Below are 26,066 nucleotides of genomic sequence, written 5' to 3'. Positions count from 1 at the left end.
CGCTACCTGCGCCGACGCCCCGGGCACAGGGCCGGGCCGGTCAGGCGGGCGGGATGTTGTGGTTGTAGCGGAACACGTTGTCCGGGTCGTACTGCCGCTTGACCCGCGCCAGCCGGTTGAGGTTCTCGGTGCCGAGACCGGCCACCACCCGGTCCCTGCCCTCGTCCCCGATGAAGTTCAGATAGACCGCGCCCGTGCGCCAGGGCCGGACGTCGGCGCGCACGTCCCGGACCCACCGCAGGGCCTTCTCGTCGTCGGCCGGGTCCTCCCAGACGCCGAAGGGGTGCACGGTCCAGGCGGCGTCCCGGTAGGGAACCGGGTACTCGGCAGGCCCGGCGGCGATCGCGCCGCCCTGGGGGAACAGCACGTGCTGACAGGAGCTGGGGACGGGCATCGAGGGGGCGCGGGCGCAGAAGATGTCGACCAGTTCGTCGGGCAGGCCGGTCAGATACTCGGCCGACCAGTAGTTCCGCAGTCCGGGCGGGGCGTCGAGCATGCACTGGAAGTCGGCGTAGGGCATCGCGGACACGACCTCGGCCGCGTGCGGCAGTGTCAGCAGCGGCTGGGCGAGCTTGCGCAGGTCGTCCTCGCCGCCGACGTACGTGACCAGCACGGCGCACAGCAGCGTCCCGACCAGGTGCTCGGGGACGAACGGCTCGGGCGGACCGGTGATGTACAGCACGGCGCCGCCCACCTCCGGCGGACCGGTGGCGATGACGTCGCGGTAGGTGCGGACCGCCTCCGGGCCGGTCTCGGGCACGAACATGAGCAGGGCGAGGGAGAACTCGGGCAACTCGTGCAGTTTCAGCGTGAGCGCGGTGGCGACACCGAAGTTGCCGCCGCCGCCGTGCAACGCCCAGAACAGCTCCGGGTTCTCCCGGGCCGTCGCGAGCACCGTGGAGCCGTCCGCGGTCACCAGTTCGACGCCGAGCAGGTTGTCGAGGGCGAGGCCGAAGGCCCGGTCCAGCCAGCCGTTGCCGCCGCCGAGCACGAAGCCGCCGACACCGGTGGTGGAGACCCGGCCGCCTGTGGTCGCGAGCCCGTGGGGCTGGGTGGCACGGTCCAGGTGGCTCATCACGGCCCCGCCCTCCACGCGCACCGACGCCGATCCGGGACGGACCGTCACGTCGTGCATCCGGCGCAGGTCGACCACCAGACCGTTGTCGTTGAGCGCCATGCCCGCGACGCTGTGCCCGCCGCCCCGAACGGCGATCTTCAGATCCAGCTCCCGGGCGAAGCACACCGCCCGCACGACGTCGGACTTCCCCTCGCACTGCGCGATCACGGCCGGGTGGCGGTCGATCATCGCGTTGAAGACCGTCCGGGCCTCGTCGTAGCCCGGATCACCGGGGGCGAAGACCTCGCCGGCCAGGTCCGCGCGGAGCGCGGAAAGCGCCGTGCGCGCCTTCGAAAGGGGAGCCAACGCAGCCGCCCCCTCCCAGCCAGGGGACATCTGCCTTCAGCGTAGGCGGGCACGGCGCATCGGTCCTGCTCGGCGGAGAGCTCAGCCCCCGTACGCCCCGGAAGCCGTCAGCCGCAGTGCCGTGTCGATCAGCGGCACGTGGCTGAACGCCTGCGGGAAGTTGCCGACCTGACGCTTCAGGCGCGGGTCCCACTCCTCCGCGAGCAGCCCCACGTCGTTGCGCAGTGCCAGCAGCTTCTCGAACAGTTTGCGGGCCTCGTCCACGCGGCCGATCATCGCCAGGTCGTCGGCCATCCAGAACGAGCAGGCGAGGAACGCGCCCTCGTCGCCCGGCAGGCCGTCCACGCCCTCCTCCTCGCCCGAGGTCGGGTAGCGCAGGATGAAGCCGTCCGACGTGGACAGCTCCCGCTGGATCGCCTCGATCGTGCCGATCACCCGCTTGTCGTCCGGCGGCAGGAAACCCATCTGCGGGATCAGCAGCAGCGAGGCGTCCAGTTCCTTGGAGCCGTAGGACTGCGTGAAGGTGTTGCGTTCCTTGTCGTAGCCCTTCTCGCACACGTCCCGGTGGATGTCGTCGCGCAGCTCGCGCCACTTCTCCAGCGGGCCGTCCGCGTCACCGGACTCGATCAGCTTGATCGTGCGGTCCACGGCCACCCAGGCCATCACCTTCGAGTGCACGAAGTGCCGGCGGGGGCCGCGCACCTCCCAGATGCCCTCGTCCGGCTCGTCCCAGTGCTGCTCGAGGTAGCGGATCAGCTTCAGCTGGAGCAGGGAGGCGTAGTCGTTGCGGGCGAGCCCGGTCATGTGGGCCAGGTGCAGCGCCTCGGTGACCTCCCCGTACACATCCAGCTGCAGCTGGTGCGCGGCGCCGTTGCCGACGCGCACCGGGGCCGAGTTCTCGTAGCCGGGCAGCCAGTCCAGCTCCGCCTCGCCCAGCTCCCGCTCGCCCGCGATGCCGTACATGATCTGCAGGTTCTCGGGGTCGCCGGCCACGGCCCGCAGCAGCCACTCGCGCCAGGCGCGCGCCTCCTCGCGGTAGCCGGTGCGCAGCAGCGACGACAGGGTGATCGCCGCGTCGCGCAGCCAGGTGTAGCGGTAGTCCCAGTTGCGCACGCCGCCGATCTCCTCCGGCAGGGACGTCGTGGGCGCGGCCACGATGCCGCCGGTCGGCGCGTACGTCAGGGCCTTCAGGGTGATCAGCGAGCGGATGACGGCCTCGCGGTAGGGGCCGTGGTACGTACAGTGCTCCACCCAGTCGCGCCAGAAGTCCTCGGTCGCCTCCAGCGACTGCTCGGGCTCCGGCATCGGCGGCGGCTCCTTGTGCGAGGGCTGCCAGGAGATCGTGAACCCGATCCGGTCACCCGGCGCGACCGTGAAGTCCGCGTACGTGGTCAGACCCTTGCCGTAGGTCTCGGCCTCTGTGTCGAACCACACGGAGTCCGGTCCGGCGACGGCCACCGTGCGGCCCTCGTGCTTGTGCACCCAGGGCACGATGCGCCCGTAGGAGAAGCGCATGCGCAGCGCCGACCGCATCGGCACCCGGCCCGTGACGCCCTCGACGATCCGGATCAGCTGGGGGGCGCCGTCACGCGGCGGCATGAGGTCGATGACCCGGACCGTGCCGCGCGGGGTGTCCCACTCGGACTCCAGGACCAGCGACTCGCCGCGGTACGTGCGCCGGGTCGCCCTCGGCGGCTCTGCGTCCGACGCGTGCGCCGGACCCAGCCGCCAGAAGCCGTGCTCCTCCGTGCCGAGCAGTCCCGCGAAGACGGCATGGGAATCGAAGCGGGGCAGGCACAGCCAGTCCACGGTGCCGTCCCGGCAGACCAGCGCCGCGGTCTGCATGTCTCCGATGAGTGCGTAGTCTTCGATGCGCCCGGCCAATGCAACTCCAGTCGAACGGCCACGTCGCCCCGAGGGGCGGTCGCTCTGTGCGGTCATGGGGGTCATGAGGAACGCGTTGTTCACCGACCCATTCGAAAATGATGCAGTCGATGTTCAACGAACTGACGAGCTCTTGTTGTTCCGGTGACCGGCGGGGGTGGTGCCGTTTTCCGGGAGTGCTCGGCAGAGAGTGTCCGAGCAGGATACGACGCACGTGCATGATCCGCGTGCCCCGCCGGGCAACCGGGCTGCCCCGAACGAGTGAGCCGCGGGTGAAACACCGGTGAAAACCTCTTAAGGTTCGCGCGTCCGTGGTGACACATGCGCGGAGCGTGGCCGGAAGCAGTCCCCTCGCGGCGCTGATACGCTGGTAGCCCGTGGACCGGTGGGCTCGAAACCCCCGAACCGCAGCGACGGCACCCCCGAAAAAAATACTTCGAGGACCAGCCGTACCGCACCCCAGACCGCGACCACGGGAGCCCCCTCTTGGCCATGCCGCCCGCTGCTTTTCGAAACAGCACAGCCACGACGACCAAGCACATCTTCGTCACCGGGGGTGTCGCCTCCTCGCTCGGCAAGGGTCTGACCGCCTCCAGCCTCGGCATGCTGCTCAAGGCCCGGGGCCTGCGCGTCGTGATGCAGAAGCTCGACCCGTACCTGAACGTCGACCCGGGCACGATGAACCCGTTCCAGCACGGTGAGGTGTTCGTCACCAACGACGGCGCCGAGACCGACCTGGACATCGGGCACTACGAGCGCTTCCTCGACCGCGACCTGGACGGCTCGGCGAACGTCACCACCGGACAGGTCTACTCGACGGTGATCGCCAAGGAGCGGCGCGGCGAGTACCTGGGCGACACCGTGCAGGTCATCCCGCACATCACCAACGAGATCAAGCACCGCATCCGGCGTATGGCCACCGACGAGGTGGACGTCGTGATCACCGAGGTGGGCGGCACGGTCGGCGACATCGAGTCGCTGCCGTTCCTGGAGACCGTCCGCCAGGTCCGCCACGAGGTCGGCCGCGACAACGTCTTCGTGGTGCACATCTCGCTGCTGCCCTACATCGGCCCCTCCGGCGAGCTGAAGACCAAGCCCACCCAGCACTCCGTGGCCGCGCTGCGCAACATCGGTATCCAGCCGGACGCGATCGTCCTGCGCTGCGACCGCGAGGTCCCCACCGCGATCAAGCGCAAGATCTCGCTGATGTGCGACGTCGACGAGGCCGCCGTCGTCGCCTGTCCGGACGCCCGCTCGATCTACGACATCCCGAAGGTCGTGCACTCCGAGGGCCTCGACGCCTACGTGGTCCGCAAGCTCGACCTGCCGTTCCGCGACGTGGACTGGACGACCTGGGACGACCTGCTCGACCGGGTCCACAACCCGGAGAACGAGGTCACCCTCGCCCTGGTCGGCAAGTACATCGACCTGCCCGACGCCTACCTGTCGGTGACCGAGGCGCTGCGCGCGGGCGGCTTCGCCAACAAGGCCCGGGTGAAGATCAAGTGGGTCACGTCCGACGACTGCAAGACCCCGGCGGGCGCCAAGAAGCAGCTGTCCGATGTGGACGCGATCTGCATCCCGGGCGGCTTCGGCGACCGGGGCGTGTCCGGCAAGGTCGGCGCCATCCAGTACGCCCGTGAGAACAGGATCCCGCTGCTGGGCCTCTGCCTCGGCCTGCAGTGCATCGTGATCGAGGCCGCGCGCAACCTGGCCGGCATCGCCGACGCGAACTCCACCGAGTTCGACGCCGCCACCGCCCACCCGGTCATCTCCACCATGGCCGAACAGCTCGACATCGTCGCGGGCGAGGGCGACATGGGCGGAACGATGCGGCTCGGCATGTACCCGGCCAAGCTCGCCGAGGGCTCGATCGTGCGCGAGGTCCACGACGGCAAGGAGTACGTCGAGGAGCGCCACCGCCACCGCTACGAGGTGAACAACGCCTACCGCGCCGAGCTGGAGAAGAAGGCGGGCATCGTGTTCTCCGGGACGTCGCCCGACGGCAAGCTCGTGGAGTACGTGGAGTACCCGCGCGAAGTGCACCCTTACCTGGTGGCCACGCAGGCGCACCCCGAGCTGCGCTCCCGCCCGACCCGCCCGCACCCGCTGTTCGCGGGCCTGGTGAAGGCGGCCGTGGAACGCAAGAACGGGAAGAACGGCAAGTAACACAGGGCCTGTACGGTGGCCGGGGTACGCGTCCCTTTACGGAGGCGTACCCCGGTTTCGTGCAAGGCGTGGGAGGAACAGGGCGACATGGCGACGATCAAGGACACCGCCGAGACGTGGGAGATCCGGGCGAGCGAGACCCCGTTCGTCGGCAACAAGACCTCCGTCCGCACCGACGACGTGGTCATGCCGGACGGCTCGGTGGCGCGCCGCGACTACCAGGTCCACCCCGGCTCGGTGGCCGTCCTCGCCCTGGACGACCAGGACCGGGTGCTGGTCATCCGGCAGTACCGCCACCCGGTGCGCCAGAAGCTGTGGGAGATCCCGGCCGGCCTGCTCGACGTCCCCGGCGAGAACCCGCTGCACGCCGCCCAGCGTGAGCTGTACGAGGAGGCGCACGTCAAGGCCGAGGACTGGCGCGTGCTGGCCGACGTCTACACCACGCCCGGCGGCTGCGACGAGGCCGTGCGCATCTTCCTCGCCCGCGACCTGTCCGAGGCCGACGGGAAGCGCTTCGAGGTGGAGGACGAGGAGGCCGACATGGAGCTGGCCCGGGTGCCGGTGGCGGACCTCGTGCGGGGCGTCCTGGCGGGCGACCTCCACAACAACTGCCTCGTCGTAGGCGTGCTGTCGCTGGTCGCCGCGCGGACCGGCGAGGGCCTGGACGCCCTGCGCCCGGCCGAGGCCCCGTGGCCGGCCCGGCCGTTCCAGGCGTGACGCCTCCGGTTCGGACGCCGTCCTCAGGGGCTCCGCCCCTTCGTCCCCGGACGGGGTGCCGAGGGGCTGCGGGTCGGGTTGGGTTGGCCCGCGTTGTCCCTCCTCTTCCCGTCCCTGAGGTTCCCGCCCTTGAGGGCTCTGCCTCCGGACCCCCGCTCAGGCACTGACGGCCTAGTCCTCGAACTCCCCGAGCTCTTCGAGCCGGTTCGAGCCGGGGAGCCGGTTCGAACCGTGGACGCTCGGGCGGGCTGAAAAATCACCACCGGTCGTACGATCGCCTGATCCGATCGAGGGACGTGTCCGCCGTGCTCCGCCGGGATGGTCGCAGAGCGTCAACTAGGCTCTGACAGCGACCCGCCCGAGGCTTCGGCGGGCCCGTGTGCGCAGTGGACGGGAGCGTGGCCCGTGACGGATCAGGCGGTGGACACAGACGGTGGCGTGCGGGCGGACAGCGATCCGCGTCCCGTCGTCGGCCACGGTCGGTTCCTCGGCCGCACACGGGAGTTGAAGGAACTCCGTGCCGACATCGAGCGCGCGGGCCTGGACACCCTCTCCGGACGCAAGGCACCCCGCGCCCGCGTGCTGCTCGTCGCAGGCCGCCCCGGTTACGGCCGCACCGCGCTCGCCGAGGAGATGGTGCGCCAGGTCGCGGACGGTTACCCGGGCGGCGTGCTGCGCGCTCGCCTCAGCGAGCCCGACGGCACCCCCGTCCCCACCGAGCGCACCGCACGCGAGCTGCTGACCGCCCTCGGTGTGCCCACCCCACCCGGGGCCGACGAGGACGAGCTGGGCCAGGCGGTGCGGGATGCCCTCACGGGGCGCCGTGCGCTGCTGCTGCTCGACGACGCCGTGTCCGCCGAGCAGGTGGACGCGGTGCTGCCGGACGCGCCCGACTGCCTCGTCGTCGCCGTCGCCCAGGGCCCGCTGACCGGCATCGCGGACGTGCGCCCCTGCACCCTCGGCGGCCTCGACACCAAGGCCGCCCTGGAGCTGCTCACCCGGTACGCCGGCTCCGTGCGCGTCACCGTCGACCCGCGTGCCGCCGAGGGGCTCGTCGAGGAGTGCGCGGGCCAGCCCGCCGCGCTCGTCCTCGCCGGGGGCTGGCTGGCGGCCCAGCCCAAGGCCACCGTCGCCGACCTCGCCCGGCACCTGCGCACCGGCGGCGAGGACGGGCCGCCCCTCGCCCGCGCCTTCCGGCTCTCCTACCAGGCGCTGCCGGGCCCCGCCCAGCGGATGCTGCGGCTGCTGTGCCTGGCCCCCGCCGGCCTGCCCGACCCGCACACCGCCTCCGCGCTGGCCGGCTGCCCCGTGGACACCGCCCGCACCGCCCTCGACGATTTCGCGGACCGCGGCTTCCTGCGGCGCCTTGAGACACCCCTGCCGCAGTACGAGGTCCCGGGCTGCCTGCTGCCCCTGCTGCGCGCGCTCGCCGAGCGTCACGACCGTCCGGCCGAGCTGCAGCTTGCCCGCGCCCGGATGCTGGAGCGGACGGTACGGCTGCTGCAGTCCTGCCGGGCGATCACCGAGACCGACAGCCCCCAGGCCCGCGAGAAGCTCGCCGGGCTGCCCCGCGAACTGCGCTTCGCGAGCCCCCGAGCGGCCGAGGACTGGCTGCGCCTGCGGCAGCCCGCGCTGCTGGCGTCGGCCCGGCTCGCGGTCGCCGACGGCGAGCTGGACACCCTCGCCCGGCGCCTGATGGCCGCGCTGGTGCGGGCCTTGGTCGCCCACTTCGGCACCCGGGCGGCCGCGCCCGAGCTGTACGGCATCCACCGGCTCGTCCTCGATGTGGCCGAGCGCCGCGGCCTGCACCGCGAGAAGGCGGCGGCCCTGCTGAACCTCGCCGACGTGGACGCGCGGACCGGCCGTACGAGGGAGGCGCTGGCCCGCTACCGGGCCGCGCTGGACGCCGGACGGGCCGGCAACGACCCGTATGCGACCGGCCGCGCGATGGAATCCGTAGGCGGGGCCCACCAGGAGCTCGGTGACTTCGACCGGGCGGCCGACTGGTACGGCAGGGCCCTGTCCCATCGCCTCGCCCGCGACGAGCGCGCGGAGGCCGCCCGCCTGTACGGCCGCCTCGCCACCGTCCAGACGTACGCCGGCCGCTACGGCGAGGCGCAGCGCAACTGGCGTGCGGCGATCGCTCTGCACCGAAGGAGCGGCGATGTGGCCGCGCACGCCCGGGCGTTGAGCGAACTGGCCCGTGTCCAGGAGTACGCCGGACGCCCCGAGGAGTCGCTGCGCACCTGTGAGGAGGCCGTCGAGTGGGCGCGGCAGGCCGACGACACCCGGCTGCGGGCGGCGCTCCGGCTCCGGGTCGCCGACACCCTGGAACGACTCGGCGACCCGGCGGCCGCCGCCCTGCACCGGGCGGAGGCCGAGCGCATGCTGGGAGACGGTGCGCACGAGGGCCCACCGGACCTGGAACACACCGCTAACGCCTGCGAAATCCGTAGTACACCCGCTGAAGATTGATGCAATGAAAGGCTAGACAGCGGGAACACCTTCATTAAACTGGCTTCGCCGCACGTTCTCCTGCGGTGTCTCCCGGTGTGCGCCTGTGCGTCCGGGTATGTCTTGCAATGCCCCCACATTCCCTGAGCCAAGGACCGTGATCGACGTGAAGGTCGGCATCCCCCGCGAGGTCAAGAACAACGAGTTCCGGGTGGCCATCACCCCCGCCGGCGTGCACGAGCTGGTGCGCCACGGCCACCAGGTCGTCGTCGAGCGGAACGCCGGTGTCGGCTCCTCGATCCCGGACGAGGAGTACATCGCCGCAGGCGCACAGATCCTGGACACCGCCGACGAGGTGTGGGCCACCGCCGACCTGCTGCTGAAGGTCAAGGAGCCCATCGCCGAGGAGTACCACCGCCTCCGCAAGGACCAGACGCTCTTCACCTACCTGCACCTGGCCGCCTCCAAGGAGTGCACCGACGCGCTGCTCGAGTCCGGCACCACGGCGATCGCCTACGAGACGGTCGAGCTGTCGAACCGGGCGCTCCCGCTGCTCGCCCCCATGTCCGAGGTCGCGGGCCGGCTCGCCCCGCAGGTCGGCGCCTACCACCTCATGGCCGCCAACGGCGGCCGCGGTGTGCTGCCCGGCGGCGTCCCGGGTGTGCCCGCCGCCAAGGCCGTCGTCATCGGCGGCGGCGTGTCGGGCTGGAACGCCGCGCAGATCGCCATCGGCATGGGCTTCCACGTCACCCTGCTCGACAAGGACATCAACAAGCTCAAGGAAGCCGACAAGATCTTCGGCACGAAGATCCAGACCGTCGTCTCCAACGCCTTCGAGCTGGAGAAGGCCTGCCTGGACGCCGACCTCGTCATCGGCGCCGTCCTCATCCCGGGCGCCAAGGCCCCGAAGCTGGTCACCAACGAGCTGGTCTCCCGGATGAAGCCCGGAAGTGTCCTTGTCGACATCGCGATCGACCAGGGCGGCTGCTTCGAGGACTCGCGCCCGACCACGCACGCGGAGCCGACCTTCAGGGTCCACGAGTCGGTCTTCTACTGCGTCGCCAACATGCCCGGCGCCGTCCCCAACACCTCCACCTACGCGCTGACCAACGCCACGCTGCCCTACATCGTGGAACTCGCCGACCGCGGCTGGGTCGAGGCCCTGCGCCGCGACGCCGCGCTGGCCAAGGGCCTCAACACCCATGACGGCAAGGTGGTTTACAAGGAGGTCGCCGAGGCACACGGCCTGGAGCACGTCGAGCTCGAGTCCCTGCTCGGCTAGTTCCTCACCAAGCCGGCCACCGGTGCGGGTTCGATTTCCCGTGCCCACAAGGCGATAGGTCAACACGCCTCGTCAACACCGCTCATCCGGCCGGACCTTGCCCGACAAGGTCCGGCCGGATGTGTGTATGGTCACTTTGGCGACACTCGCTCAAGTCGCCTCGAACGCAACCCTTCCACCGTTTCGCACACCGGTGAAACCGGGCGAACGACGCCCGGACGCCCTTGACAGCGGGATGTTTCATTGCCGACACATCGATCCGGGTCCGGCGGATTGTGTTGCTGCGGACCGCCGACACGCCATAGAGTCGCCAACCGTCGGCATGGTGCCACGCTGACCTATCTAGAAGTTTCCTGGTCACCAAGGAGGTAAGACGACTTGTGAATGAGTCGACATTTACTCCCGGGGGTGGTCAACCAGGAATGCCTGCGCGGGGCACGGGCCCCACGGGGCTCGAGGCTGTCGGCTCCGTCGCTGTCCGTACCTTCGCAGCCCACCAGAGCCAGAGCCCCCACATGGCTCAGACAGCACACCAGAGCATGGATGGCCAACACGTGAACGCCATGTCCGGCGACGGAAGTGGCGGAGTCCACAACCACTTCGCCGACTACGAAGAGCTGCCCGAGGGGCACTTCTACGACCCCGACGCCGAATACGAGCCCGATCCCGAGTACGCGGCCACGCTCGCGCCCGACGCGGCCCGGCAGCGCCGTGAGCGCATCGGCCCCACCGGCCGCCCGCTGCCGTACTTCCCGATCCCCGGACCGCTGACCGACCACGGCCCGGCCACGATCATCGCGATGTGCAACCAGAAGGGCGGCGTCGGCAAGACCACGTCGACCATCAACCTGGGTGCCGCGCTCGCGGAGTACGGGCGCCGGGTGCTGCTCGTCGACTTCGACCCGCAGGGCGCGCTGTCCGTGGGACTCGGCGTGAACCCCATGGAGCTGGACCTCACCGTCTACAACCTGCTCATGGAGCGGGGCATGTCGGCGGACGAGGTCCTGCTGAAGACCGCGGTCCCCAACATGGACCTGCTGCCGAGCAACATCGACCTCTCGGCAGCCGAGGTCCAGCTGGTGTCGGAGGTCGCGCGCGAGTCCACGCTCCAGCGGGCGCTCAAGCCGCTGCTGCCGGACTACGACTACATCGTGATCGACTGCCAGCCCTCGCTCGGCCTGCTCACCGTGAACGCGCTCACCGCGGCGCACAAGGTGATCGTTCCGCTGGAGTGCGAGTTCTTCGCGCTGCGCGGTGTCGCGCTGCTCACCGAGACCATCGAGAAGGTCCAGGAGCGGCTCAACCCCGACCTCGAGCTCGACGGCATCCTCGCCACGATGTACGACTCCCGGACCGTGCACAGCCGTGAGGTCCTCGCGCGGGTCGTCGAGGCGTTCGACGACCACGTCTACCACACGGTGATCGGCCGGACCGTGCGCTTCCCGGAGACCACGGTCGCCGGTGAACCGATCACCACGTACGCCTCCAACTCCGTCGGTGCCGCCGCCTACCGCCAGCTCGCCAGGGAGGTGCTCGCCCGGTGTCACGCCGAGTGAGTCTGCCGGGGGCCGACGAACTGTTCCGTACCACCGGGGGAACGGCGCTCCAGGCGTCCACTCCCAGGCGCCAGGCCAACGGCGAGGCCCGGGTGCCGGCTCCCGCGGGCGAGAGCGACCCGGCGGGCCCGGCGGAGGACGCACCGCCGTCGGTGCCCGTGCAGGGCGGCGACGGGGAGGGTGACGAGCACGTCGCGGCGGACGCCGCGGAGGCGGAGGCCGGGGAGTCCCGTGCACGGTCCGCCGCCGCCGAGCGGACCGCGCGGCGTGGCGCGGCGGCGGCGCAGGAAGGTTCTGCCGGTTCCTCAGCGGCCTCGTCCGCGGCCCAGCAGCGCAAGCGGGGGCGTGCGGCCGGGCGGCGGCCCAGCGGGCGCGAGCGGCACGACGAGAAGATCACCGTGTACGTGTCCGCGGAGGAGCTGATGGACCTCGAGCACGCACGGCTGGTGCTCCGGGGCGAGCACGGGCTCGCGGTGGACCGCGGGCGGATCGTGCGGGAGGCCGTCGCCGTGGTGCTGGCGGATCTGGAGTCCCGGGGGGACGCGAGCATTCTCGTACGTCGGCTCCGGGGGCGGTAAGAGGTAGCCTGCGACGGCTATGACCTCGAACGACGGCTCCGCTTCCGCAACCGGTGCCTCCGGCTCCGGCGGGCGTCGGCGTGCGCTGGGGCGGGGCCCCGGAGCCGCACCGGCGGTGCCTGTCCAGCAGCCGGAGCCGTTCGAAGAGGTACCGCCGGCCGCCGAGCCTGAACCTCGGTCCGAGCCCGAATCTCGGCCTGAGCCCGAACCTCGGCCGGAGCCCGAGCCGCAGCCTGAGCCCGAACCGCGGCCTGAGCCTGAGCCCGAACCTCGGCCTGAGCCTCAACCCGAATCTCGGCCCGAACCCGAATCTCGGCCCGAGCCCGCTTCCCGGCCTCGGCTCGAACCGGGAGCCGCGGACGAGGAGTCCCGGGCCCCCGCACCTCCCGTCGACGAGACCGAGCCCGGTGACGGTGTCTTCAAGGTCCGGCTCGACAATTTCGAGGGGCCCTTCGATCTGCTCCTGCAGTTGATCTCCAAGCACAAGCTCGACGTGACCGAGGTCGCCCTGTCCAAGGTGACCGACGAGTTCATGGCGCACATCCGGGCCATGGGGCCGGACTGGGACCTGGACCAGACGACCGAGTTCCTCGTCGTCGCCGCCACGCTGCTCGACCTCAAGGCCGCGAGGCTGCTGCCCGCCGCCGAGGTGGAGGACGAGGCCGACCTCGCTCTGCTCGAAGCCAGGGACCTGCTGTTCGCGCGGCTGCTGCAGTACCGCGCGTACAAACAGATCGCCGAGATCTTCAACCGGCGCACCGACGACGAGGCCCGGCGGTATCCCCGTACCGTCGGCCTCGAGCCGCACCACGCCGAGCTGCTGCCCGAGGTCGTCATCAGCATCGGCCTCGAAGGGTTCGCCAAGCTCGCCGTCAAGGCGATGCAGCCCAAGCCCAAGCCGCAGGTGTATGTCGACCACATCCACGCCCCGCTCGTGAGCGTGCAGGAGCAGGCCGGGATCGTCGTGGCCCGGCTGAGGGAACTCGGGGAGGCCAGCTTCCGGGCGCTGATCGAGGACACCGACGACACCCTCACCGTCGTGGCCCGCTTCCTCGCACTGCTGGAGCTGTACCGCGAGAAGGCCGTGGCGCTGGAGCAGGAGGCCGCCCTCGGCGAGCTGGTCGTGCGCTGGACCGGTGGGGACGGGGACGCCGACGTCAGGGTCACCGACGAGTTCGACCGGCCGCCCGAGGAGCCCGAGCCGGCCAAGGAGGAGGAGAAGGCGTGATCGAGAACACCATCGACGCACCGGCAGGGCTGAACACCGTCGCCGACCTCGACCTCAAGCCCGCCCTCGAAGCCGTCCTCATGGTCGTGGACGAGCCCGCCACCGAGGAGCACCTGGCGAAGATCCTGGAGCGGCCCCGCCGGCGGATCGCGGACGCGCTGCGCGAGCTGGCGGACGAGTACACCGTGCAGGGCCGCGGCTTCGAGCTGCGGTTCGTCGCGGGCGGCTGGCGCTTCTACACCCGCGCCGAGTACGCCCCCGCCGTGGAGCGGTTCGTGCTCGACGGGCAGCAGGCCCGCCTCACCCAGGCCGCCCTGGAGACCCTCGCCGTGGTCGCGTACCGTCAGCCGGTCAGCCGCAGCCGCGTCTCGGCGGTGCGCGGAGTGAACTGCGACGGGGTCATGCGCACCCTTCTCCAGCGCGGTCTGGTTGAAGAGGCGGGCACGGAACCCGAAACAGGTGCGATCCTGTACAGGACGACGAACTACTTCCTGGAGCGGATGGGCCTGCGCGGCCTGGACGAGCTTCCGGAGCTCGCGCCCTTCCTCCCGGAGGCGGAGGCGATCGAGGCCGAGACCCAGGAGGGCGTACCGTCGTTCGACCCGGACGCTCCCGATGCTCCGGACGCAGACGACGATCACACGACGAAGACGACGACGGAACTTTGATGCGAAGCAGCGGCAGCGGCAAGAGCGGTGGGCGCGGTAACTACCGCGGTGCCGGCAACGACAGGGACCAGAAGCAGGGGCAGGGCCGCCCCCGCAAGCCCCGCCCCGAGGAGCGCCGCTACGACGTCGGCCCGGGCGCCACGCAGGACGGCCCGAAGTCCGGGCGTGGCGGCGCGGCCCGCGGCGGCGCCAAGGGCGGCCCGAAGCAGTCCCAGCAGCGCGGCGGGCGCGGTCGTACGGCCCCGGCGCGCCCGCGCGAGTACGAGGCGCAGATCGAGGAGCGCAACCGCGAGCGGTACGCGGGCAAGAAGGACCTCAAGCTGCCCAAGACCTTCCCGGGCGCCGAGCAGGAGGGCGAGCGGCTGCAGAAGGTGCTCGCGCGCGCGGGCTACGGTTCGCGGCGCGCCTGCGAGGAGCTGATCGAGCAGGCCAGGGTCGAGGTCAACGGCGAGATCGTCACCGAGCAGGGCCTGCGGGTCGACCCCGAGAAGGACGAGATCAAGGTCGACGGGCTGACCGTGGCCACGCAGTCGTACCAGTTCTTCTCGCTCAACAAGCCCGCCGGTGTCGTCTCCACCATGGAGGACCCGGAGGGGCGCCAGTGCCTCGGCGACTACGTCACCAACCGGGAGACCCGGCTCTTCCACGTCGGCCGGCTCGACACCGAGACCGAGGGCGTCATCCTGCTCACCAACCACGGCGAACTCGCGCACCGGCTGACCCACCCCAAGTACGGCGTGAAGAAGACCTACCTCGCGCACATCGTGGGCCCGATTCCGCGCGATCTCGGCAAGCGCCTGAAGGACGGCATCCAGCTCGAGGACGGGTACGCGCGCGCGGACCACTTCCGGGTGGTCGAGCAGACCGGCAAGAACTACCTCGTCGAGGTGACCCTGCACGAGGGGCGCAAGCACATCGTGCGGCGCATGCTGGCCGAGGCCGGCTTCCCTGTGGACAAGTTGGTCCGCACCGCGTTCGGGCCGATCACACTGGGGGACCAGAAGTCCGGTTGGCTGCGGCGGTTGTCCAACACCGAGGTCGGCATGCTGATGAAGGAAGTCGATCTGTAAGCCTGAGAGCTCGGGTCCTGCTGCCGGTCGGCGACTGCGGCTTCGTCGTGGTTGATCGCGCAGTTCCCCGCGTCCCTTGGGGCGCGGGGCTTGCCCTACGCTGGTGACCTGACGTTTTCCGTGGATCAGCAAGGAGCACCACCGTGGCGGTACGAGCGGTCCGTGGCGCCGTTCAGCTCGAGCGGGACGAGGCCGGGCACATGGACGAGCAGGTCGGTGCCCTGCTCACCGCCATCCTGGAGCGCAACGGGCTGACCACCGACGACCTGATCAGCATCTGGTTCACGGCCACGCCCGATCTGCACAGCGACTTCCCGGCGGCCGCCGCCCGCAAGCTCGGCATCGTCGACGTGCCGCTGATCTGCGCCCAGGAGCTGGACATCGAGGGCGCGATGCCCCGGGTCGTCCGCATCCTCGCCCACATCGAGTCCGACAAGCCGCGCGCGGAGATCGCGCATGTCTACCTCGGTGCCGCCGCCGCTCTGCGCAAGGACATCGCCCAGTGAGGACCGCACTCGTCATCGGTACGGGGCTGATCGGCACGTCCGCGGCCCTGGCGCTCGCCGCCCGCGGGGTCACCGTGCACCTCGCCGACCACGACCCGGAGCAGGCCCGTACGGCCGCCGCGCTCGGAGCCGGGACCGACGAGGCGCCCGAGGGCCCGGTCGACCTGGTGATCGCCGCCGCCCCGCCCGCCCACGTGGCCGCCGTGCTCGCCGACGCCATGCGGCGCGGCCTCGGGCGCGGTTACCTCGACGTGGCCAGCGTCAAGGGCGGACCGCGTCGCGAACTGGAGGCGCTCGGCCTCGACCTGACCTCGTACATCGGCACACACCCCATGTCGGGCCGCGAGAAGTCGGGCCCGCTGGCGGCCAGCGGCGACCTCTTCGAGGGGCGGCCCTGGGTGCTGACCCCGACCCGGGACACCGACACCGAGGTGCTCAACCTCGCCCTGGAGCTGGTCTCCCACTGCCGTGCCGTGCCGGTCGTCATGGACGCCGACGCCCACGACCGGGCCGTCGCGCTCGTCTCGCACATGCCCCACCTGGTCTCCAGCATGGTCGCCGCGCGCCTGGAGCACGCCGAGGAGGCGGCCGTACGGCTGTGCGGGCAGGGCATCCGGGACGTGACCCGGATCGCGGCCTCCGACCCCCGGATGTGGATCGACATCCTGTCCGCCAACCCGGGCCCGGTCGCCGACCTGCTCTCCGAGGTCGCCGCCGACCTCGACGAGACCGTCCAGGCCCTGCGGGCCCTGCAGTCCTCCGACGAGGCCAAGCGGCAGGAGGGCACCGAGGGCATCGAGGACGTGCTGCGCCGCGGCAACGCCGGACAGGTGCGGGTGCCCGGCAAGCACGGCAGCGCCCCGCGGGCGTACGAGACCGTGGCCGTCCTCATCGACGACCAGCCCGGCCAGCTGGCCCGTATCTTCGCGGACGCGGGCAGGGCCGGGATCAACATCGAGGACGTCCGCATCGAGCACGCGACGGGGCAGCAGGCGGGCCTGGTCCAGCTGATGGTGGAGCAGGCGGCCGCCCCGGTGCTGAGCGCCGCGCTGCGGGAGCGGGGCTGGGTGATCCGGCGGTAGGGCGGGCGTACGACCGGTCAGGGGTCCGCGGCGGCGCTGCGGCAACCGGGTGACGGGCAGGCCCGGCATGCCGGGCCCGGCGAGCCAGTAACCTTGTGCGGGGCGCCCTCGCGTCCCGCCCGTCCACCCACCCGCCACACCCCACCAGGAAGGTGTTCCCACCGTGGAAAACGGCGCCGCCCGGACCGCCCCGGCAGTGATTGTCGCCATCGACGGCCCCGCCGGCACGGGCAAGTCGAGCACGTCGAAGGCTGTGGCCGCACAGCTCGGGCTCAGCTACCTGGACACCGGCGCCCAGTACCGGGCGATCACCTGGTGGATGGTGAACAACGGCATCGACATAGCGGACCCCACTGCCATCGCGGCGGTGGCGGGCAAGCCGGAGATCGTCTCCGGCACCGACCCCAAGGCCCCCACCATCACCGTGGACGGCACGGACGTCTCCGGGCCGATCCGCTCCCCGGAGGTCTCCTCCAAGGTCAGCGCGGTCAGCGCGGTGCCCGAGGTGCGAGCCCGGATCACCGAACTGCAGCGCTCCATCGCGGCCGCCGCCGAGAACGGCATCGTCGTCGAGGGCCGCGACATCGGCACGACCGTGCTGCCCGACGCCGACCTGAAGATCTTCCTCACCGCCTCCCCGGAGGTGCGCGCCGCCCGCCGCAACGGCGAACTGAAGGGCGCGGACCTGCACGCCACCCGTGAGGCGCTGATCAAGCGGGACGCGGCCGACTCCAGCCGCAAGACCTCCCCGCTCGCGAAGGCGGACGACGCGGTCGAGGTGGACACCACCGACCTCACCCTCCAGCAGGTCATCGAGTGCGTCGTCACCCTCGTCGAGGAGAAGCGGGCCGGGGAGTGACCGAGGCTCCTTCCGCGCGGAGTGCCGAAGTCGGGCGGCGCATCGGCGTCCCGCTGATGTACGGGCTGTGGAAGCCGCGCGTGCTCGGCGCGTGGAGGATGCCCGCGAGCGGCCCGGTGATCCTCGCCGTGAACCACTCCCACAACATCGACGGGCCCATGGTCATGGGCGTGGCGCCCAGGCCGACACACTTCCTGATCAAGAAGGAGGCGTTCGTCGGCCTCCTGGACCCTTTCCTGCGCGGCATCGGCCAGGTGAAGGTGGACCGCACGTCCACCGACCGCACGGCCATCACCCAGGCGCTCGGCGTGCTCCGGAACGGGGGAGTCCTCGGCATCTTCCCCGAGGGCACCCGCGGCGAGGGCGACTTCACCTCGCTGCGCGCCGGGCTCGCCTACTTCGCGGTCCGCAGCGGGGCGCCGATCGTCCCGGTCGCGGTGCTGGGAAGTTCCGAGCGGCGGGGACGGTTGATAAAGGGGCTGCCCCCACTGCGCAGCCGTATCGACGTCGTCTTCGGCGACCCGTTCCAGGCGGGCGACGGCAGCGGGCGGGGTACGCGCAAGGCGCTGGACGAGGCGACCGTGCGCATCCAGAAGCAGCTCACCGGGCACCTGGAAAACGCCAGGCGTTCGACCGGGCGCTAGGCGACACTTGAGTAGTGGATCACCGTAGGTGCGGTGCTCCACCGATCACCACGATGAACGAGGTACGGACTTCATGAACGACCAGATCCAGCCCGACGGCTCGGCTGAGCACGAGTACGAGCACGGGGCGCTCGGCGACGCCGAGTACGCGGAGTTCATGGAGCTCGCCGCGGAAGAGGGCTTCGATCTCCAGGACGTCGAGGGCGCCATCGAGGAGGCCGGACACGGCCCGCTCCCGGTGCTCGCCGTCGTCGGCCGCCCCAATGTCGGCAAGTCGACCCTGGTGAACCGCATCATCGGCCGCCGCGAGGCCGTCGTCGAGGACAAGCCCGGCGTCACCCGCGACCGCGTCACCTACGAGGCCGAGTGGGCGGGCCGCCGCTTCAAGGTCGTCGACACCGGCGGCTGGGAGCAGGACGTCCTCGGTATCGACGCCTCCGTGGCCGCGCAGGCCGAGTACGCGATCGAGGCCGCCGACGCGGTCGTGTTCGTCGTCGACGCCAAGGTCGGCGCCACCGACACCGACGAGGCGGTCGTCCGCCTGCTGCGCAAGGCGGGCAAGCCCGTGGTCCTCGCCGCCAACAAGGTCGACGGCCCGAGCGGCGAGGCCGACGCGGCCTACCTGTGGAACCTGGGCCTCGGTGAGCCCCACCCGGTCTCGGCGCTGCACGGCCGCGGCACCGGCGACATGCTGGACGCCGTCCTCGAGGCCCTGCCCGAGGCACCCGCCCAGACCTTCGGCGGCGCCGGGGTCGGCGGCCCGCGCCGGATCGCCCTCATCGGGCGCCCGAACGTCGGCAAGTCCTCGCTGCTGAACAAGGTCGCGGGCGAGGAGCGCGTCGTCGTCAACGAACTCGCGGGCACCACCCGTGACCCGGTCGACGAGCTGATCGAACTCGGCGGGAGGACCTGGAAGTTCGTCGACACGGCCGGCATCCGCAAGCGGGTCCACCTCCAGCAGGGCGCCGACTACTACGCCTCGCTGCGCACTGCCGCCGCCGTCGAGAAGGCGGAGGTCGCGGTCGTCCTCATCGACGCATCCGAGTCCATCTCCGTACAGGACCAGCGCATCGTCACCATGGCGGTGGAGGCGGGCCGTGCGCTCGTCCTCGCCTTCAACAAGTGGGACACCCTCGACGAGGAGCGCCGCTACTACCTGGAGCGGGAGATCGAGACCGAGCTGGGCCAGGTGGCGTGGGCGCCGCGCGTGAACGTCTCGGCGCGTACCGGCCGCCACATGGAGAAGCTGGTCCCGGCGATCGAGACCGCCCTCGCGGGCTGGGAGACCCGGGTGCCGACGGGCCGCCTCAACGCGTTCCTCGGCGAACTCGTGTCCGCGCACCCGCACCCGGTCCGGGGCGGCAAGCAGCCGCGCATCCTCTTCGGCACGCAGGCGGGCACCAAGCCCCCGCGGTTCGTGCTCTTCGCCTCCGGCTTCATCGAGGCGGGCTACCGCCGGTTCATCGAGCGGCGGCTGCGGGAGGAGTTCGGCTTCGAGGGTGCGCCGGTCCACATCTCGGTCCGCGTGCGCGAGAAGCGCGGCAAGAAGAAGTGACGTGAAGTGACACAAGGGCCGGCCTCCGTGCGGGGGCCGGCCCTTTGCGTGTTCTGCGTCCTCTGCCGCCCCGCTCACAGTCCCCTGCGTGGTGCGGGCGGCAGCGCCAGGACGTGGTGCGTGCGGCGGGCGTGCCGCGCCACCTGCTGCCAGACGCTGGCCGCCGAGGCCGTATGGCCGTGCTGGGCGGCCAGGTGCCCGGTCCCGTGCTGGGGGGAGGCGGAGAAGGCGGTGAAGCCCAGCTCCTCCTCGCCGCTGCGGTCGCCCGGGCACGCCCGGAAGGCCCTGACGTACTCGGCGTAGAGCGCGTCGTAGATCGGCGTTGCGGACGGAGCCTGGGTCGCTGCCCCGGAGTGGATCGGCTGGTAGGACTGGCGGCGGGGGACGTCATATGCGTGCACATAGGTGCCAACGACCCTGCCGCTCAAGGGATGCGCACGATTAGTCCGCTTCGTCGGCAGTGGCGGCGCCCTGGAGAGAGCCCAGGCCTCAGATGCCCGCCAGAGGCAACGCCGCCGCCACGAGCTTGCCGTACGCTGCCGCCCTGTCCAGCGCCTCACGCAGCAGGTCCTCGCGCGGCTGACGCCCGATCGATCCCACCGGCGCGGCGAACATCAGCACCTGCTGGTGCTTGTTGGCGGCCGCCCGCCACCCGTCCGTCACCTGCAGCGGCTGGTGGGCCTGCCACCACGCCACCGGCTGCCCGCCGTTCGCCCCGGGCTGCAGCACCGCGTGCAGCTGGCCCACGGCGAGCAGCACCGACCAGCCGTGCAGCACCGGCGGCACCGACTCGATCGCCGTCAGCGGCATGAAGCCCTGTTCGATGAGCAGCGGCAGGAAGTCGTCGCCGATCCCGGTCGTGCCCGGGCGCGCGATCGGCGCGGTCGGCTCCACGACGAGCGCCGGGTGCAGCTCCCCGGCGATCAGGAGGAGTCCGCTGGTGACACCGAGCACCGCCTGCTCGGGTACGGCCGTGCCGGGCCCCTGGTCGGCGGTGATGGAGCGGACGGCGCCCTGCAGCTGTTCCTCGGTGACGTGGACGACCTGGGAGGGCAGGCAGGTGGCGTGGGCGAAGGCGAGGACGGCCGTCTCCTCGCCGACGAACAGGACGGTGCTGGTGCGCTCCTGTGCGGAGTCGCCCGGGGTGCGGCAGGAGGTGCAGTCGTAACTGCCCGGGGTGTTGTCTCCGGCGAGCAGCCGGTCGGCTTCTTCGTCGCCGATCTCGGCGCGTACGGCGTCGCTGACGTCGAGCATGCGCGGCACGGGTGGCTCCCTCGGGATGCGGTACGTGACGGTGCCGGGTGGCTCCCGGCCCATGAGCCCGGGGGTCCCCGGCTCATGAAGATGACAACGGGCGATCTGTGGCCGGGGTCACGCCCGAAGGCGAACGGAATCGAACCGACCAGCGCGCAGGGTGAAGCTTTCCGCGGAATCGGTTACTCCATGTCAACTTCTGTGGTGCCACCGTGAGTTGGTTCCGTGACCTGACTCACAGACCGTCGCGTTCGCTGGTCGACAAATCCGGAAATCAGCGAATGAAGTGGGTGGCCTGAAATCGACGATACCCGCGGTAACAGCCAACTGGCCTGGAATGACATCGAGTTGGTTGATTCCGGGCTGCCGACCTCCCTACATTCCTCCGCCGTGTGCAACGAGCACCGCCCGGGTACGTCCACCGACCGCGCCGCACAACCGGCGCGCAGCACCACCTCCGGCGGACGGGGCGGAGTGCGACGACCGCGTTCCATGCGCGGGACGGCGCGCCTCGCCTTGGGGGATCCGGGTCTGTGGAGAGGGAATTACATGTCCGAATGTGCCGATAACGCCCGTAAGACTCGTACGACCCGTAACTCGGCGGTCCTCGCCGGCGCGGCCCTGCTCGCCCCGCTCGGACTGCTCGCCGCGACCGGCAACGCCGCCGCGGCCGACGGCGGAGTGTGGGACCGCATCGCCCAGTGCGAAAGCGGCGGGAACTGGCACATCAACACCGGCAACGGCTACTACGGAGGACTGCAGTTCTCCGCCGGCACCTGGCGCGCGTACGGCGGCACGGCCTACGCCCCGACCGCCGACCAGGCTTCCCGCCAGGCGCAGATCGCCGTCGCCACCAAGGTCCAGCAGGCCCAGGGCTGGGGCGCCTGGCCGGTCTGCTCGCAGCGAGCCGGAGCCTACGGCAGCGCGCCCGCCGCGTCGAGCGCCGAGGTGAGCACCCGCTCCTCCTCGAAGGCGGCCACCACCGAGTCCGCCCCGGCGAAGCAGGCGTGGAAGGCGCCGCAGCGCGCGACGGGCCACGTCAACCGCAGCGCGTCCCGCGGTGACTACACCGTGCGCCAGGGCGACACGCTCAGCGGCATCGCCGAGCGGCACGGCATCAGCTGGCAGCGGCTGTACGAGCGCAACAAGGCGGTCATCGGCGGCGACCCCGACCTGATCGTTCCCGGGCAGCGGCTCGAACTCTGACCGCGCCCGCCCCTCGGGCCCCGACGTCACAGCGGGACGTCGGGGCCCGAACGCGTTCGTGCACGGCCGACGGGCTGCCGGTCCCCGTGGCCGTGAGCAGCCGGCCCCGCCTGCGACGTCGCGCACGAGCTGCGCGTCCGTGGGAGGCTGGGAGGACGCGGAGGGCCGGCTCGGCCGGGGTGGGTGTGTACGCCACCTGTCGCGGTGTACCGCATTCACCGGCCTCGCCCCGCCCCGTTCGGCTGCGCGGCTCGGTCCACCGCACCCGGGCGGCGCCGCTCGGTGGCGCCCACACAGTTCGGGAGGCCGGGCGCAGCGCACTGAGAAGGGGGCGCCCCGCATGATGACCGAGGCCCCACGCGCCGCCCCGCCCGTGTCCGCCGACTGCGTCGCCGACACCGCGGGCGGACTGACCTTCGACATCGGCATCGCCGAGCCGGGTCCAGCCCACCTGGTGCTGCGCCGCCGCGACGGCGAGGAGTGCGCGCTGCCACTGGCTCCCGCCGAGGGCGGCCGGCTGCGCGCCGCCCTGCCCAGCAGCGTCGACCTGCCCGAGGGCCGCTGGGACGCCTACGCACGGTTCGCCGAGGACGAGCCGCACCCCCTCGTCCCGGGCGTCAACGACCTGCGGTCCCTCGTCGACCGCGTGCCCGGGGAGACGGCCGCCCGGATCGCCGTCCGCATCCCGTACACCACCAGGCGGGGCACCCTGGCCGTCCGCAGCTGGCTGCGCGCCGCGCACGCCGAGGCCGGTGAACTGCACATCACACAGGGCGGGTTCACGGTGAGCGGCCGGGTGTACGGCACCGGGCTCGCACCCGACGCCTATGCCGAGGTCCGTGAGCGGAACTGTGCGGAGAAGGTGCTGCGCGCGGACGTCACCGCCCGGGAGACGGAGTTCGGCTTCACCGTTCCCTACGCGCCGCTCGACCCCGGCATCTGGGACCTGTGGCTGCGCCCGGTGGGGGAGGAGGGGCCGCGGGTGCGGATCGCACGGCTGCTCGGCGACGTCGTGGACAAGAGGCCGGTCTTCCGCTACCCGAAGGCCGCGGTGCGGGCGGCGCACGGCGAGGTCCGGGCCCGGCCCTACTACACCGTCGACAACGACCTGTCGGTGACCGTCAGCGCCGTGAGCTGACCGCCTTGCGGACAGGCCCGGCCGCCGTCGGACAGGCCCGGCGGCCGGGCCTGGCAGACTCGGCCCATGCTGGACACCTCGGCCCGACTGCTGCGCCTGCTGTCCCTGCTCCAGGCCCACCGCGAATGGTCCGGAGCCGACCTCGCGGAGCGGCTGGGCGTCAGCCCCCGCACCGTCCGCCGCGACGTGGAACGGCTGCGCGACCTCGGCTACCCCGTCAACGCCAGCCCCGGGACCGGCGGCGGCTACCAGCTCGGCGCGGGGGGAGCCGAACTGCCGCCGCTGTTGCTGGACGACGACGAGGCGGTCGCCGTGGCCGTGGGGCTGCGCACGGCCGCCGGACAGGGCATCGAGGGCATCGGCGAGAGCTCCGTCCGCGCCCTCGCCAAGCTGGAGCAGGTGCTGCCCGACCGACTGCGCCGCCGCGTCGGAGCCCTGAACGCCTTCACCGTGCCGATGCTGCGCGGGCCCGCGCCCTCCCCCGTGGACCCGGGCGTCCTCACGGAGCTGGCCCACCTGTGCCGGGACGCGGAGCGGCTGCGCTTCGAGTACCGCGATCACGAGGGCGCCGCCACCCGCCGCACGGTCGAGCCGCACCGCCTGGTGTGCACCGAGCGCCGCTGGTACCTGGTCGCCTGGGACCTCGACCGCGACGGCTGGCGCACCTTCCGCGTCGACCGCATCACCCCCAAGCCGCCGCACGGCCCTCGCTTCACCCCGCGCACACCGCCGGCCGACGACCTGGCCGCCTATGTGTCGCGGGGCGTCTCCACGCGCGCGTACGCCGCGCAGGCCGTCCTACGGCTGGTGGTGCCGCTGCACGAGGCGGCCGAGCGCATCTCCCCGTCGGCCGGGACCCTGGAGGCGGAGAGCGACGGCAGTTGTCTGCTGCGCACCGGGGCCCCGAGCCTCGAGGCGATGGTGGTTCATGTGATGATGACCGGCTTCCCCTTCGAGGTCCTGGAGCCCGCCGAACTCACCGAGACCGTCAGGACGGCTCGTGACCGGCTTGATGCCGCTCTGGCTCGGGCTGAGGGGCCTGACCGGCGTACAGCGGATGGTGCAGGTCGAACGCCGGGGACTCCGAGCGGATCCGGGGCAGCGTGACGAAGTTGTGCCGCGGCGGCGGGCACGAGGTCGCCCACTCCAGGGAGCGGCCGAAGCCCCACGGGTCGTCGGACTCCACCTTCGGCGCGTACTGGGCGGTGCGCCACACGTTGTAGAGAAACGGCAGCGTCGACAGGCCGAGCAGGAGCGCGCCGATCGTCGAGACGGTGTTGAGCGCGGTGAACCCGTCGGCGGCCAGGTAGTCGGCGTACCGGCGCGGCATGCCCTCCGCGCCCAGCCAGTGCTGCACCAGGAACGTGGTGTGGAAGCCGGTGAACAGCGTCCAGAAGTGCATCTTGCCGAGCCGCTCGTCGAGCATCCTGCCGGTGAACTTGGGCCACCAGAAGTAGAAGCCGCCGAAGGTCGCGAAGACGACCGTGCCGAAGACCACGTAGTGGAAGTGGGCGACCACGAAATACGAGTCGGTGACGTGGAAGTCCAGCGGCGGCGACGCGAGGATCACCCCGGTCAGCCCGCCGAACAGGAACGACACCAGAAAGCCGGTCGCCCACAGCATCGGCGTCTCGAACGACAGCGAGCCCCGGAGCATCGTGCCGCTCCAGTTGAAGAACTTCACCCCCGTCGGCACCGCGATCATGAAGGACATGAACGAGAAGTACGGCAGCAGCACCGCCTGCGTGGCGAACATGTGGTGCGCCCAGACGACGATCGACAGGCCGGTGATCGCCATCGTGGCGCCGACCAGCGTCAGATAGCCGAAGATCGGCTTGCGGCTGAATACCGGGATGATCTCCGTGATGATCCCGAAGAACGGCAGCGCGATGATGTAGACCTCGGGATGGCCGAAGAACCAGAAAAGGTGCTGCCACAGGATGGCGCCGCCGTTGGCGGACTCGAACACCTGCGAGCCGAACCGCCGGTCCGCCTCCAGGACCAGCAGCGCCGCGGCCAGTACCGGGAACGCCATCAGGACGAGGATCGACGTGAACAGCGTGTTCCAGGTGAAGATCGGCATCCGGAACATCGTCATCCCCGGCGCGCGCATCCCGACGATCGTCGTCAGGAAGTTCACCGCGCCGAGGATCGTGCCGAAGCCGGCCAGCGCGAGCCCCAGGATCCACAGGTCGGCGCCGATGCCCGGCGTGTGCTCGTGGCTGTTGAGCGGGGCGTAGGCGAACCAGCCGAAGTCGGCGGCGCCGTCCGGCGTCAGCAGCGACCCCAGCACGATCAGCCCGCCGAACAGGAACAGCCAGTACGACAGCATGTTCAGCCGCGGGAACGCCACATCGGGGGCGCCGATCTGCAGCGGCATGATCTCGTTCGCGAAGCCCGCGAAGCTCGGGGTCGCGAACAGCAGCAGCATGATCGTGCCGTGCAGGGTGAACAACTGGTTGTACTGGGTGCTGCTCATGATCTGCAGGCCGGGCCGGGCCAGTTCCGCGCGCATCAGCAGCGCCATGACGCCGCCGATCAGGAAGAAGCCGAACGACGTGATCAGATAGAGGTGGCCGATCTTCTTGTGGTCGGTGGTCGTCAGCCAGTCGACGACCAGCCGCCCGGTCCGCCTCCTCGGTACGGGCCCCGCGATCGCCCGCGCCGTGTCCGTGCCCATGCTTGCCTCTCGCTCGTCGCGCCCTGGGCCTGCCGGCGCCCGCGGCTCGGCACTCCCGCGGGCTCACGTCATGCTGCGCGCGCCGCCGACGGCTCCGACCGCAGACATACGGG

22 protein-coding genes are annotated in these 26,066 nt (G+C 71.4%); 17 read left to right on the top strand and 5 right to left on the bottom strand.

All coding sequences use genetic code 11. The features are described from left to right. Nucleotides 1-40 precede the first annotated feature (40 nt). A complete protein-coding gene (locus AB0N14_RS33360; protein ID WP_366029443.1) occupies nucleotides 41-1,423 on the bottom strand; it encodes an FAD-binding oxidoreductase in 1,383 nt (460 codons plus the stop codon). Between the two features lie 81 nt (nucleotides 1,424-1,504). Continuing rightward, complete coding sequence (locus AB0N14_RS33355) at nucleotides 1,505-3,307, bottom strand: glycoside hydrolase family 15 protein (RefSeq protein ID WP_366029442.1); 1,803 nt, start codon at nucleotides 3,305-3,307, stop codon at nucleotides 1,505-1,507. Nucleotides 3,308-3,799: 492 nt separating this feature from the next. Between AB0N14_RS33355 and AB0N14_RS33350 the strand changes: the two genes are divergently transcribed. The 14 genes from AB0N14_RS33350 to der all read left to right on the top strand — a co-directional run bounded on the left by AB0N14_RS33350 (nucleotide 3,800) and on the right by der (nucleotide 19,675). Then, on the top strand, nucleotides 3,800-5,476 hold the full coding sequence (locus AB0N14_RS33350) for a CTP synthase (protein ID WP_366029456.1): 1,677 nt from the start codon (nucleotides 3,800-3,802) through the stop codon (nucleotides 5,474-5,476). An 87-nt stretch (nucleotides 5,477-5,563) separates the two neighbouring features. Continuing rightward, nucleotides 5,564-6,193, top strand: coding sequence for an NUDIX hydrolase (locus AB0N14_RS33345; RefSeq protein WP_366029441.1), 630 nt, complete (start codon nucleotides 5,564-5,566; stop codon nucleotides 6,191-6,193). 405 nt (nucleotides 6,194-6,598) lie between these two features. Then, nucleotides 6,599-8,668: a tetratricopeptide repeat protein gene (locus tag AB0N14_RS33340; protein WP_366029440.1), complete on the top strand. Its 2,070-nt coding sequence runs from the start codon at nucleotides 6,599-6,601 to the stop codon at nucleotides 8,666-8,668. A 136-nt stretch (nucleotides 8,669-8,804) separates the two neighbouring features. Continuing rightward, nucleotides 8,805-9,929, top strand: a complete 1,125-nt coding sequence (ald, locus tag AB0N14_RS33335) for an alanine dehydrogenase (RefSeq protein ID WP_366029438.1) — start codon at nucleotides 8,805-8,807, stop codon at nucleotides 9,927-9,929. Between the two features lie 422 nt (nucleotides 9,930-10,351). Next, nucleotides 10,352-11,485 carry a ParA family protein gene (locus AB0N14_RS33330; RefSeq protein WP_103840758.1) on the top strand — a complete coding sequence of 378 codons (1,134 nt, stop codon included), beginning with the start codon at nucleotides 10,352-10,354 and terminating at the stop codon, nucleotides 11,483-11,485. After that, the gene (locus tag AB0N14_RS33325) at nucleotides 11,470-12,063 is read left to right on the top strand and encodes a hypothetical protein (protein ID WP_366029436.1); all 594 of its coding nucleotides are present in this window, start codon (nucleotides 11,470-11,472) and stop codon (nucleotides 12,061-12,063) included. Before AB0N14_RS33330 ends, AB0N14_RS33325 begins: the two co-directional genes overlap by 16 nt. Nucleotides 12,064-12,082: 19 nt before the next feature. Beyond that, nucleotides 12,083-13,291 (top strand): segregation/condensation protein A, encoded by a 1,209-nt coding sequence (locus tag AB0N14_RS33320; protein WP_366029435.1) that lies wholly within the window; start codon nucleotides 12,083-12,085, stop codon nucleotides 13,289-13,291. Next, a complete protein-coding gene (scpB, locus tag AB0N14_RS33315; RefSeq protein WP_366029434.1) occupies nucleotides 13,288-13,959 on the top strand; it encodes an SMC-Scp complex subunit ScpB in 672 nt (223 codons plus the stop codon). The genes AB0N14_RS33320 and scpB overlap by 4 nt, the downstream gene beginning before the upstream one ends. After that, the gene (locus AB0N14_RS33310; RefSeq protein ID WP_366029433.1) at nucleotides 13,959-15,029 is read left to right on the top strand and encodes a pseudouridine synthase; all 1,071 of its coding nucleotides are present in this window, start codon (nucleotides 13,959-13,961) and stop codon (nucleotides 15,027-15,029) included. The genes scpB and AB0N14_RS33310 overlap by 1 nt, the downstream gene beginning before the upstream one ends. Nucleotides 15,030-15,172: 143 nt before the next feature. Then, nucleotides 15,173-15,535 carry a chorismate mutase gene (gene aroH, locus AB0N14_RS33305; RefSeq protein WP_263229154.1) on the top strand — a complete coding sequence of 121 codons (363 nt, stop codon included), beginning with the start codon at nucleotides 15,173-15,175 and terminating at the stop codon, nucleotides 15,533-15,535. Further along, entirely contained in the window at nucleotides 15,532-16,617 is a 1,086-nt protein-coding gene (locus AB0N14_RS33300) for a prephenate dehydrogenase (RefSeq protein WP_366029432.1), read from the top strand. Before aroH ends, AB0N14_RS33300 begins: the two co-directional genes overlap by 4 nt. Nucleotides 16,618-16,780: 163 nt before the next feature. Next, on the top strand, nucleotides 16,781-17,476 hold the full coding sequence (gene cmk, locus AB0N14_RS33295; RefSeq protein WP_366029431.1) for a (d)CMP kinase: 696 nt from the start codon (nucleotides 16,781-16,783) through the stop codon (nucleotides 17,474-17,476). Next, complete coding sequence (locus AB0N14_RS33290; protein ID WP_366029430.1) at nucleotides 17,473-18,120, top strand: lysophospholipid acyltransferase family protein; 648 nt, start codon at nucleotides 17,473-17,475, stop codon at nucleotides 18,118-18,120. The genes cmk and AB0N14_RS33290 overlap by 4 nt, the downstream gene beginning before the upstream one ends. 73 nt (nucleotides 18,121-18,193) lie before the next feature. Continuing rightward, nucleotides 18,194-19,675 (top strand): ribosome biogenesis GTPase Der, encoded by a 1,482-nt coding sequence (gene der, locus AB0N14_RS33285; RefSeq protein ID WP_366029429.1) that lies wholly within the window; start codon nucleotides 18,194-18,196, stop codon nucleotides 19,673-19,675. Nucleotides 19,676-19,749: 74 nt separating this feature from the next. On the opposite strand, the gene AB0N14_RS33280 is transcribed toward der, so the two are convergent. Together AB0N14_RS33280 and AB0N14_RS33275 are read right to left on the bottom strand one after the other, a co-directional pair. Beyond that, a complete protein-coding gene (locus AB0N14_RS33280) occupies nucleotides 19,750-20,103 on the bottom strand; it encodes a hypothetical protein (protein WP_366029428.1) in 354 nt (117 codons plus the stop codon). A gap of 61 nt (nucleotides 20,104-20,164) precedes the next feature. Beyond that, nucleotides 20,165-20,938 carry a hypothetical protein gene (locus AB0N14_RS33275; RefSeq protein WP_366029427.1) on the bottom strand — a complete coding sequence of 258 codons (774 nt, stop codon included), beginning with the start codon at nucleotides 20,936-20,938 and terminating at the stop codon, nucleotides 20,165-20,167. 540 nt (nucleotides 20,939-21,478) lie between these two features. Here AB0N14_RS33275 and AB0N14_RS33270 point away from each other — a divergent pair. The 3 genes from AB0N14_RS33270 to AB0N14_RS33260 all read left to right on the top strand — a co-directional run bounded on the left by AB0N14_RS33270 (nucleotide 21,479) and on the right by AB0N14_RS33260 (nucleotide 24,380). Beyond that, nucleotides 21,479-22,135, top strand: a complete 657-nt coding sequence (locus tag AB0N14_RS33270; protein ID WP_366029426.1) for a transglycosylase family protein — start codon at nucleotides 21,479-21,481, stop codon at nucleotides 22,133-22,135. Nucleotides 22,136-22,475: 340 nt separating this feature from the next. Next, nucleotides 22,476-23,273 (top strand): hypothetical protein, encoded by a 798-nt coding sequence (locus tag AB0N14_RS33265; protein ID WP_366029425.1) that lies wholly within the window; start codon nucleotides 22,476-22,478, stop codon nucleotides 23,271-23,273. Nucleotides 23,274-23,339: 66 nt separating this feature from the next. After that, a complete protein-coding gene (locus AB0N14_RS33260; protein WP_366029424.1) occupies nucleotides 23,340-24,380 on the top strand; it encodes a YafY family protein in 1,041 nt (346 codons plus the stop codon). On the opposite strand, the gene ctaD is transcribed toward AB0N14_RS33260, so the two are convergent. After that, nucleotides 24,262-25,953 carry a cytochrome c oxidase subunit I gene (gene ctaD, locus AB0N14_RS33255; RefSeq protein ID WP_366029423.1) on the bottom strand — a complete coding sequence of 564 codons (1,692 nt, stop codon included), beginning with the start codon at nucleotides 25,951-25,953 and terminating at the stop codon, nucleotides 24,262-24,264. The genes AB0N14_RS33260 and ctaD overlap by 119 nt on opposite strands. Nucleotides 25,954-26,066: the final 113 nt, after the last annotated feature.

The organism is Streptomyces sp. NPDC051104 (genome assembly GCF_040682835.1).
GTDB lineage: Bacteria > Actinomycetota > Actinomycetes > Streptomycetales > Streptomycetaceae > Streptomyces > Streptomyces cynarae.
Note: the sequence above shows the minus strand (reverse complement) of the source record. Positions and strands in the feature narration are given on the sequence as shown.

Excerpts from the sequence above, each read along its gene's own strand:
- AB0N14_RS33265 (WP_366029425.1), top strand. The coding sequence starts at position 22,476 with ATGATGACCGAGGCCCCACGCGCCGCCCCGCCCGTGTCCGCCGACTGC.
- AB0N14_RS33350 (WP_366029456.1), top strand. The coding sequence starts at position 3,800 with ATGCCGCCCGCTGCTTTTCGAAACAGCACAGCCACGACGACCAAGCAC.
- AB0N14_RS33310 (WP_366029433.1), top strand. The coding sequence starts at position 13,959 with ATGCGAAGCAGCGGCAGCGGCAAGAGCGGTGGGCGCGGTAACTACCGC.
- der (WP_366029429.1), top strand. The coding sequence starts at position 18,194 with ATGAACGACCAGATCCAGCCCGACGGCTCGGCTGAGCACGAGTACGAG.
- AB0N14_RS33260 (WP_366029424.1), top strand. The coding sequence starts at position 23,340 with ATGCTGGACACCTCGGCCCGACTGCTGCGCCTGCTGTCCCTGCTCCAG.
- ctaD (WP_366029423.1), bottom strand. The coding sequence starts at position 25,953 with ATGGGCACGGACACGGCGCGGGCGATCGCGGGGCCCGTACCGAGGAGG.
- AB0N14_RS33320 (WP_366029435.1), top strand. The coding sequence starts at position 12,083 with ATGACCTCGAACGACGGCTCCGCTTCCGCAACCGGTGCCTCCGGCTCC.
- AB0N14_RS33330 (WP_103840758.1), top strand. The coding sequence starts at position 10,352 with ATGCCTGCGCGGGGCACGGGCCCCACGGGGCTCGAGGCTGTCGGCTCC.
- AB0N14_RS33345 (WP_366029441.1), top strand. The coding sequence starts at position 5,564 with ATGGCGACGATCAAGGACACCGCCGAGACGTGGGAGATCCGGGCGAGC.
- AB0N14_RS33270 (WP_366029426.1), top strand. The coding sequence starts at position 21,479 with ATGTCCGAATGTGCCGATAACGCCCGTAAGACTCGTACGACCCGTAAC.